A 1,216-nucleotide genomic window follows, 5' to 3' on the forward strand; every position below is an offset into this window, starting at 1 on the left:
ACTCATCTACCGGAGGCTCCACGCCTGTCTCCGGCCTTCGACGACTCCTCCCGAAAGGCCCGAAACGGCACCGCCTGCGTCCCAGAAATCCCCAATCGCCCCGAATTATTTCTCTGAGATCACCTCACTGGCTACGGCTTCGAGCCTGTCAAGGAGTCTTTAATCGCCTGAGCACCGGGAGCGCCTGCCGTGGCAAGGTCATGGGCGGTGCGACGGAGTTCGGTCACGGCGTAGGCATTGAGCGCCGTAGCGTCCGGGACGACATGCAGAGCCGTGGCGACTGCGGCTTCGGCGTCATCTTGGATGGCCTGGGCGCGTGCGAGGCAGGCTCCGTACCAGGCTCTGTCGCGGCGGTAGTGATCGGGCAGGGTGGACAGACCGCGTTCGAGGTAGTCGGCGGCGCGGCGGCCGTCGCCGAGCTCAAGCTCGGCCATGCCACGCTGCATGAGGAACCAGCCCTCGTCGTAGAAGTACATCCAAGGCGGTTCGTCTTCAGGATGCTCGGCCGCCGTTCGGATGAGGTCTTCGGCTTCGGCGAGTTTGGTGCGGGCCTGGTTGGCCTGTCCCATCTGGGCGTGTCCTCGGCCGGCCATTTGGGCGGCCATGCCTTGCACGCCGTGGGTGGTGCGGCCGTCGTGCCAGCAGGAAGCTTCGGCGAGGCGGACGCAGCGGTGCGGGTCGCCGAGGCTCCAGGCTTGGTGACCTTGCATGTTCAGGGTGGTTGAGGCGAGGGAAGCATCTCCGGCTTCGATGGCCCAGGCGTGGGAGCGGTCGTACCAGGCCAGGGCCGAGGCGTGCTGGCGGGAGTCCTGGCACATCCAGGCGATGAACTGGGCGTACTGGGCCAGGATGGCCACGGCCCGGTCGGCGAGCGGGCCTCGGGCGCCTCGGGCGAGCTCGGCCACGGTGGAGAGCTGGACGTGGACGAGCGGCAGGAGGGGGCGGCTGCCGATGGTGTCCTCGACGCGGCGGTGTTCGGCTAGGCAGTGTTCCAGCCAGTGCACGGTCGCGAGGTCGACGCGGCGTGGGTGTTCGATGGCGCGGGTGATGCGCTCGTACAGGTCGGCGTCGGGGGCCAATGAGGGGAGGGCTAGTGCCGTAGCCGGTCACGTTTGCCCTTTTTGTGACGACACGCCGATCGAGGTCTCCTCTCGGTCGGCGTGATCGTTTCAGACTTCTGGGTGTGGCTGAACGGGTTCGTGTACGCGAGATCGAT

Annotated in this window: 1 protein-coding gene; it reads right to left on the reverse strand. The window is 67.0% G+C overall.

Features of this window, described 5'->3' with window-relative positions; genetic code table 11:
- Positions 1-131: 131 nt before the first annotated feature.
- Positions 132-1,079: an XRE family transcriptional regulator gene (locus ACTWPT_RS60000; protein ID WP_443186479.1), complete on the reverse strand. Its 948-nt coding sequence runs from the start codon at positions 1,077-1,079 to the stop codon at positions 132-134.
- Positions 1,080-1,216: the final 137 nt, after the last annotated feature.

The sequence above is a fragment of the Nonomuraea sp. 3N208 genome (assembly GCF_052245935.1).
GTDB lineage: Bacteria > Actinomycetota > Actinomycetes > Streptosporangiales > Streptosporangiaceae > Nonomuraea.